The following is a 7625-nucleotide window of genomic DNA, read 5'->3' as shown; positions in this document are numbered from 1 at the left end:
GATTTATCAGCCAAACTTCGGCTCTTTTCAGCCAAACTTGGGATTTATCAGCCAAACTTCAGCTCTTTTCAGCCAAACCACATAACTTATCAGCCAAAGTATAAGAAATTAATTATTGCTTTTATGTTATCAATCTCCGTCATTCAAAAAAGACTGGATTAATGCTCCAGTCAAATTCTGTTTTCTCTCCATATAACTAGACTGTCATTTTCCAATTAGATAAAGCTAGCCACTTCTCTTTCTCCTTGTAGTCAGGCATTAACTTCCCAACAAGTCTCCAAAAAGAGCGATCATGATTAAGATGAACCATGTGACACATTTCATGAACAACAACATAATTAATTACCTCAAGTGGAGCCATCGCTAACCTCCAATTGAAGGTTAATTGAAAATTAGAATCACAGGTGCCCCAATTGGTTTTGCTATCCGTAATCCTTATGGATCGAGGCTTTGTTTTAAAGTTACTTTGATAGAAGGAGACCCTCTCCTCCACTAAAGACTTACTTCGCTGATAATAATACCTTTTTAATAATTTTTTTATTTGTTTCTTATCATACTCTTTTATATAGATACACAGCTTGTCCACTTCGAATTTCACCTGTTCTTGAACAACCGTTATATCTTGGATAATGTCAATAGGATAGCTATTACCTAAATAAAGAAATCTCTCCTTATTCTCATATACCTTTTCCTGCGGGCCTGCCATTCTTGTCTGCATTTCTTTTATTCTGGTTTGAATTTGGTTCCAATTTTGCTCCAGTACTTGATGGACATAATCGTCTGATGTCTTTTTGGGAGCCAAGATTTCAATGTTTCCATATCCATCTAATGTTATTCCAATGGAAGTACGATTTTTATACTTTATTTCATAACGAATTGTTTCACCTAAGTAGGTATGCAGCATATCGTCACCTACCTTTACTTATCCTCTATATTTAATAGCTAATCCCTTTAAGAAGTTTCTAGCGAAATTATCTAAACACACCTTATAGTTTTTATGGCCTTCTTTCCTTAAAAAAGCTCCTAATTCCCCTTTAGACACATTTAATCCTGCTTTTTTAAATATATCAATCATATCCTCTGTCGTTAATGACAGCGCAATTTTAACTTTCTTTAATAAAATGTTATTAACACTCGTATTGTTTTTTATCGATGATTCAGGTGCGCTGGATTGTCCTGGTTTTGGCTCCTGCTTTCCTCTCTTATAAATAATAAAGCCATTTAGAAAGGAATCTAACATACTATTCGTCAATTTGATTTGATCATCATTTTCTGCCTCTTCATCTGCCTTCTTCAGTATTCTTACTACTTCAGGCACAGATACCTCTTTTCCCCCAAGCTTAAAAATTTCAGCCATTTCACTATTTTTTATTTCTAACGCGTATCTTAAACGAATTAAAATATCATTATTCTCCATGATTTTCCCTCCAATTTTCAAAACAACTATATACTTTTCATCTACCTTCAGTAGAGTTCTAGTGTTAATCATAAATAATTATCCTCAAAAAGTATAGTACCTCTAGATCGCAAAGGATCTTCCACTAATAAATTCAATATATATCCATATAAAAAAGGAATGAATACTGCTTCCTTTTTCCTTAAAACAATCAACCTTTCTAACAAAAATAACCCAACTTCTTGGGCTAAATGAATTTTAATTTAATTAGGGAGATTATCTGACTTAGATATCCACGTATAATACAGTAATAAAATATCCAAAAGAACCGATCAACGATTACAGAAATCCATAAATTCCAACCTTCATAATGAATCCCATTTCTATTCGTTTTACTATACCATTATATGTTTTGGTCTTGCTAAACTCGTTTACTCTTTATGTTTTAGTTTCCATCTATTAAACTGAATCTTTTCATATAAAAATTGAAAGGCATATAAGATTAAAGCTAAAACCGTAAACACATACATTATCTGCATTTTGGATAATCGCACCAACGATGCTATCCCAAATTTAGTTAAGTAAGGTACAATAACATAGGTAAATATAGAATCAATAACCATGTTGATCCCCATATAAGTAAAGAACTTTCCGTATGTCCATTTTAATATCCAAATGGTACCCACAAAAAGGATCCTAACATAAACGGAATGTCTCCAGGTATTCTTGGATGGATTTTTTCATACCACCACCACCATTTACGTCTTTTAGCAACGATATTTGTCAATCTCACCATCAACGCAATAAACGTGCTTGCAGCTATATATCGTTTAAGTGTATTTTTACCTAATAAAGGTACCGTCACCCAAGGTACGATCATCGACAAAATCAACAGCGTCTTGGAATATTTCATTATTTTCATCGTGCCCACCCTTTATCATTAATTAAGATTACTATTCCCAAAAAGTCGGATTTTATCTTAATTAAACTTTAAGATAGAATAGAAAATCACTCTAATAAAGATAATGAGCTGGTTATTAAATTGCCCGCTGGTTAGTTAGGACTCCTATAAAATTCCTATTGCTTTATATTTATTGCACGGTTTTTCTTTATTCTGTAATTAGTTCATATGCAGATATTTTCTTAATCCTAAGCGAAATAATCATAGAAACAATATAAGCTAAAACCATGATACAAGCACAAGTGATTACCATACTAAGCAAATATTACTCAATCCTGGCTTAATGGTTATTATTCAACTTAGTGCATTTTTTGATCGAAAAGCAGAGCGATTAAGAGATCCTCATGTAGCGATTGCCTTTGATAAAGAAAGCTATAATACGATCTATGAGGAATCTTCAGCAAACTATCCAGGCGTAAAAGAACAGAGATAGAAGAGATTATCAACATGAACCTTACTAATTATCATTTTGGCAATCGGGAATTATAGATTAACCACTTCTCCTTAAAACTATCTCTTGTAAACTGCTTTTTTCCCATCTTTTTTTCTTACTATTCCGACTTTTTACTCATTTCTACTATTATTAAAGATTATTAAATAAATTTATGCTATTATATCCTCGTACCAACATTGAAATCGTTTGCATAGTTAAAACTTAATACCTATTAAAAAATGAGGAGGTGAACTTTAATACTTGGTGCAAACGTTTTTACAAATATAGGAGGGATCAAATGATTTTTTTCAAAAAACTAAGTTACTTATTCTTAATTTTCCTTACTATCTTTTCTGGATTAACGTTTCAAGGTTCAAATGAACAACATCAAGTTAAAGCAGAGACTATTAATTTAGAAGAAAACGACTTTTCCTGGGATAATGCAACAGTCTATTTTGCTATGACAGACCGTTTTGCTGATGGGAACACCGCTAATAATAATTCCTATGGAAGACCGCAAACAGATGCAAACGGAAGTAACATCGGTACTTTTCACGGCGGTGATTTGAAAGGGCTTACAAATAAGTTGGACGAAGGTTACTTTACAGATTTAGGAATCAACGCAATATGGATTACTGCTCCCTATGAACAGATCCACGGCTGGGTTGGCGGGGGTAATAGCGGTGATTTCGCTCATTATTCTTACCACGGATATTATGCATTAGATTACACCATGGTAGACCAAAACATGGGAACTGTAAATGAAATGAGAGAGTTTGTTAATAAGGCTCATGAAAGAGGCATTCGAGTAATTATGGATGTTGTAATGAACCATGCTGGATATAATACTATTAAAGATATGCATGAATACAATTTTGGTAATCCAGGGGTACCTGAAACTTGGACACCAGGTTCTGGACAATCCTGGCATGATGTTCATAATTATATCAATTATGACGATGCGAATGCATGGAAAAATTGGTGGGGAGATTGGGTAAAAGCTGGGATTGGCGGCTATACTCAATGTGGGAATGATGATAAAAATATGTGTCTTTCTGGACTTCCTGATTTCCGTACAGATGTTACGCAAGACTTAGGTCTACCTAACTTATTAAAAAATAAATGGAATAAGGAGCAAAATGGATCATACGATTCTTGGATTGTTCCAGCTGCAAAAGATTTACGTAAAAATTTGGGAGTTGCCCCTGCTGATTACATCACTAAATGGTTATCCTCATGGGTAGAAGAGTTCGGAATTGACGGATTTAGAGTTGATACAGCCAAACATGTAGAAGTCCACCGGTGGAAACAACTAAAAGAAGAAGCCAATGATGCACTTTGGAAATGGCGGGCCAATAATCCAAATGCCCCTGGTGCGCAATGGGATGATGATTTTTGGATGACAGGTGAAGTTTGGGGACACGGAGTAGGAAAAAGTGAGTATTTTTACAATGGTTTTGACTCTATTATTAATTTTACCTTCCAAGGAGAAGGTGCAAATGGTCCAGCATACAATCTAGCATCAATGGAAGATACGTTTTCACATTATGCAAGCAAAATCAATACCGATCCAGATTTCAATGTACTGAGCTATCTATCTCAACATGATACATCGCTTTATCCTAGAGATCGATTAATTGATGGTGGAACTTATTTAATGTTATTACCTGGTGGTATTCAAATATTTTATGGAGATGAAACAGCCCGACCATTCGGTCCAACAGGGTCGGATCCTAATCAGGGAACAAGATCCTCCATGAATTGGGATTCAATTAACGAACAAGTTCTCACTCATTGGCAAAAAATGGGGCAGTTTAGAAATAGGCACCAGGCAATTGGTGCAGGTGAGCATAAGCAAATTGGAAATAGCCCTTATACATTTAGCCGTACCCTCAGCAGCAATGAATTAGACGATCGAGTTGTTGTTGCAGTAGGAGCTAGTGGCAAAACAACGATTGACGTTTCATCTGTATTTAATGATGGAGATAAACTGAAAGATTTCTATACAGGCAATACAGCTACTGTTCACAATGGAATGGTTACGTTTACACCACATAAGAACGGTGTTTTATTAATAGAACGCGAAGGAGAGGCTCTTCCATCCATTTCCGTAACTCCTAATAGTAGTGAATTTGATACAGAAGAGTTGGAAATATCCTTTAGTTTAAAAAATACAGCCGAAGGCTACTACACAGTAGATGGATCTGATCCTAGTGAAAATGGTACTGCATTTGTTGATGGAGATAAATTATCGATCGGAAAATCTCTAGAAATAGGCGAAACACTTGTCCTAAAACTCTATGCCGAAAATGACTCAGGTCCTGTTGCAAAAGAGTATACTTATAAAAAAATCGCTCCATTGCCGAAAGTCTCTGCTAATCCGCCTGGTGGTACATTCTATGACGACACAGTTGATGTAACCTTGGATTATCAAAATGTTGAAGAAGCATTTTATAAAATTAACGAGGGAGAGCCAGTTGCATATACAAAAGGGAAAACCATCTCATTGGGTGCAGATACCGCGGTTGGGGATGAAATTATTCTTACCTTAACGGCCAAAAATCAATATGGAGAAGCAGAGAAAACCTATACTTTCACAAAAATTGATGGCTTAACTATTTACTTTAAGAAACCAGATAACTGGAGTACACCTCATCTTTATTATTATGATACGGAACCAAAAGTTGATGAACCTTCTTGGAATAACGCACCAAAGATGGAGCATTATAAAGATGATTGGTATGTATATACCGTTAAAGGAACCGAGAGTATGAATGTAATTTTTAAGGATGCTAATAATCAGTGGCCTGGTCCTAATCAGCCTGGATTCATAAGAAGCACAAGCGGATGGTTTGATGGAGAATGGCATGATAGTGATCCAACTACTCCAGTTGTCCCTTCAGCTCCAAAAAATTTAAAAGCAACGGAAGTGAATGCTAGTTCCGTAACACTAAATTGGGAAGCTTCATCAGCTAACGTGTCTCATTATGCTGTATACCGAGATGCAGAAAAAATTGGAGAAACATCTACTACCTCCTATAAGGATACTGGTGTCAGTCCACAGACAGAATACGAATATTATGTAATAGCCATCAATGATATAGGGAAATCAAAAAGCAGCAATATTATTTCTGTTACAACAACAGAGGTTCGCACAAATGAAGTAACGATTTATTATAAAGGTGTTGAGAATCCTTACATCCATTATCAAGTTGGCGATGGAGATTGGACACATCTACCTGGTAAGAAAATGGAGCAATCTAGTATTCCAGCTTACTATGTAACAACCATTCCCTTAGGAGAGGCCGATAAAATAAATGCAGCCTTTAACAATGGTAAAGGAAAGTGGGATAATAACAACGGGAAAAATTACGCTTTTACAAATGGCACCTTTACTGTGGACAATGGACAGCTTTTAGAAGGGGAACCTCCGTCCACTAATAAAGTAACCATTTATTATTATACTGGATGGAATGAACCTCGGATTCACTATTCACCATATGACGGGCATTGGAGTACATTACCTGGAACACAAATGTCCAAAAGCGATTATCCAGGCTACTTTGTGATTACATTGGATATTGGTACAGCAGACGGTCTTGAAGCTGCTTTTAATAATGGAAATAATTCATGGGACAACAATCAAGGTAGTAACTATCACTTTAAATCAGGGGAGTACATTCTTAAAAATGGTCAAGTAACAAGGGGACACCCATAAAGAAGTACTATATAACACAATAATGAACTCTATAGATCCAATGACTAAAAAAAGAGGCTAGCATCTATAGAGTCTTTATTCAAATTATAGAAATCAGGAAAAACTTCCAAGAACCGCACTTATTGTTAAATTTTAGTTTCTGATTTTCTATTAAAAAGTAAGAAGTAAAAAGATGATCCCCTATTCACGGAGATCATCTTCTTTATCAAAGTTATCTTATTTTTAAATACCTTAACGAAAATGTTTAAAAAAACGCTATTTCTTTATTTTCTAATATTAGGGGATTCTGAGTTCTTCCCCTTCTACCTAGTTTTGCTAAGGATGATAAAAATCACTCGATTAATACCAATTAATTTGTTCTCGAATTTCTTCTCTTCCCAAAATACAAACCAATACCAACTATAAGTAATATAAACCCTACAACTAAAATATTAAAGTTGTTTGTCGCTGTATCTGGAAGCTCATTAGCTTGAGTTGGAATATTAGAAGACTGCGGCTGTCCTTCAAATACGCCATACGTACTGAAGTGATCCGTATAAACAGACACCTTGCCGTTCTTATATTCTCCACCAATCAATTCCCATTTATTTGCTTTTTCATTCCAATAATAAACTTTTACAGTTTTAGGGTTTTTAACTTGTTTTGGATCAACTTTGAATGTGAGTTTCACTTTATCATCAAATTCATGGTGCGTTTTTCCATTCGCTTCTATTGTAAAGTCATAAGCAATAAGAGAACCTTTTACTTTCATTTTCTTCACGTTAATATTTACGTTTTCAGCTAACGGCAGAATGGAAGCAGGGATTTGTACATCTACATTTCCATTACTTATTACAATCGATGCTCCCGCACTCTGTAAAGCTTGGATTTGCTCTTTTGTTAATGTAAATGTTGCATTGATTTTGTTATCGACTTTGATAACAACTACAGCATTATCCGCAATATTTGCAAGAGCTGAGTCATTAATCTTATACTTGTTACCATGCTTTATTACTTTCGGTTTAATTTCTTTTATTTTATTTGAGTTACCAGGTTTTTCACCTGGCTTATTGCCTGGTTTTTCTCCTGGCCCTTGTCCTGGTTCTTCTCCTGGCCCTTGTCCTGGTTCTTCTCCTGG

Annotated in this window: 6 protein-coding genes; 2 read left to right on the top strand and 4 right to left on the bottom strand. The window is 35.1% G+C overall.

All coding sequences use genetic code 11. The features are described from left to right. Window positions 1-196 precede the first annotated feature (196 nt). The 3 genes from BCI01S_RS24325 to BCI01S_RS24310 form a co-directional block, all read right to left on the bottom strand. On the bottom strand, window positions 197-904 hold the full coding sequence (locus BCI01S_RS24325; RefSeq protein ID WP_061801327.1) for a M48 family metallopeptidase: 708 nt from the start codon (window positions 902-904) through the stop codon (window positions 197-199). An 18-nt stretch (window positions 905-922) separates the two neighbouring features. Continuing rightward, a complete protein-coding gene (locus BCI01S_RS24320) occupies window positions 923-1417 on the bottom strand; it encodes a YehS family protein (protein WP_047941817.1) in 495 nt (164 codons plus the stop codon). 643 nt (window positions 1418-2060) lie between these two features. Next, window positions 2061-2318 (bottom strand): hypothetical protein, encoded by a 258-nt coding sequence (locus tag BCI01S_RS24310; protein WP_053215642.1) that lies wholly within the window; start codon window positions 2316-2318, stop codon window positions 2061-2063. Between the two features lie 322 nt (window positions 2319-2640). Between BCI01S_RS24310 and BCI01S_RS25555 the strand changes: the two genes are divergently transcribed. Together BCI01S_RS25555 and BCI01S_RS25060 are read left to right on the top strand one after the other, a co-directional pair. Further along, window positions 2641-2790: a hypothetical protein gene (locus BCI01S_RS25555; protein ID WP_156485502.1), complete on the top strand. Its 150-nt coding sequence runs from the start codon at window positions 2641-2643 to the stop codon at window positions 2788-2790. Window positions 2791-3088: 298 nt separating this feature from the next. Further along, on the top strand, window positions 3089-6508 hold the full coding sequence (locus BCI01S_RS25060; protein WP_082138294.1) for an alpha-amylase family glycosyl hydrolase: 3420 nt from the start codon (window positions 3089-3091) through the stop codon (window positions 6506-6508). A 349-nt stretch (window positions 6509-6857) separates the two neighbouring features. Here BCI01S_RS25060 and BCI01S_RS24300 read toward each other — a convergent pair. Beyond that, the coding region (locus BCI01S_RS24300) for an LPXTG cell wall anchor domain-containing protein (RefSeq protein WP_156485501.1) at window positions 6858-7625 on the bottom strand (768 nt) is incomplete at its 5' end.

The organism is Niallia circulans NBRC 13626 (genome assembly GCF_001591585.1).
GTDB classification, from domain to species: domain Bacteria; phylum Bacillota; class Bacilli; order Bacillales; family Cytobacillaceae; genus Niallia; species Niallia circulans.
This window is presented reverse-complemented; position numbering and strand designations above follow the sequence as displayed.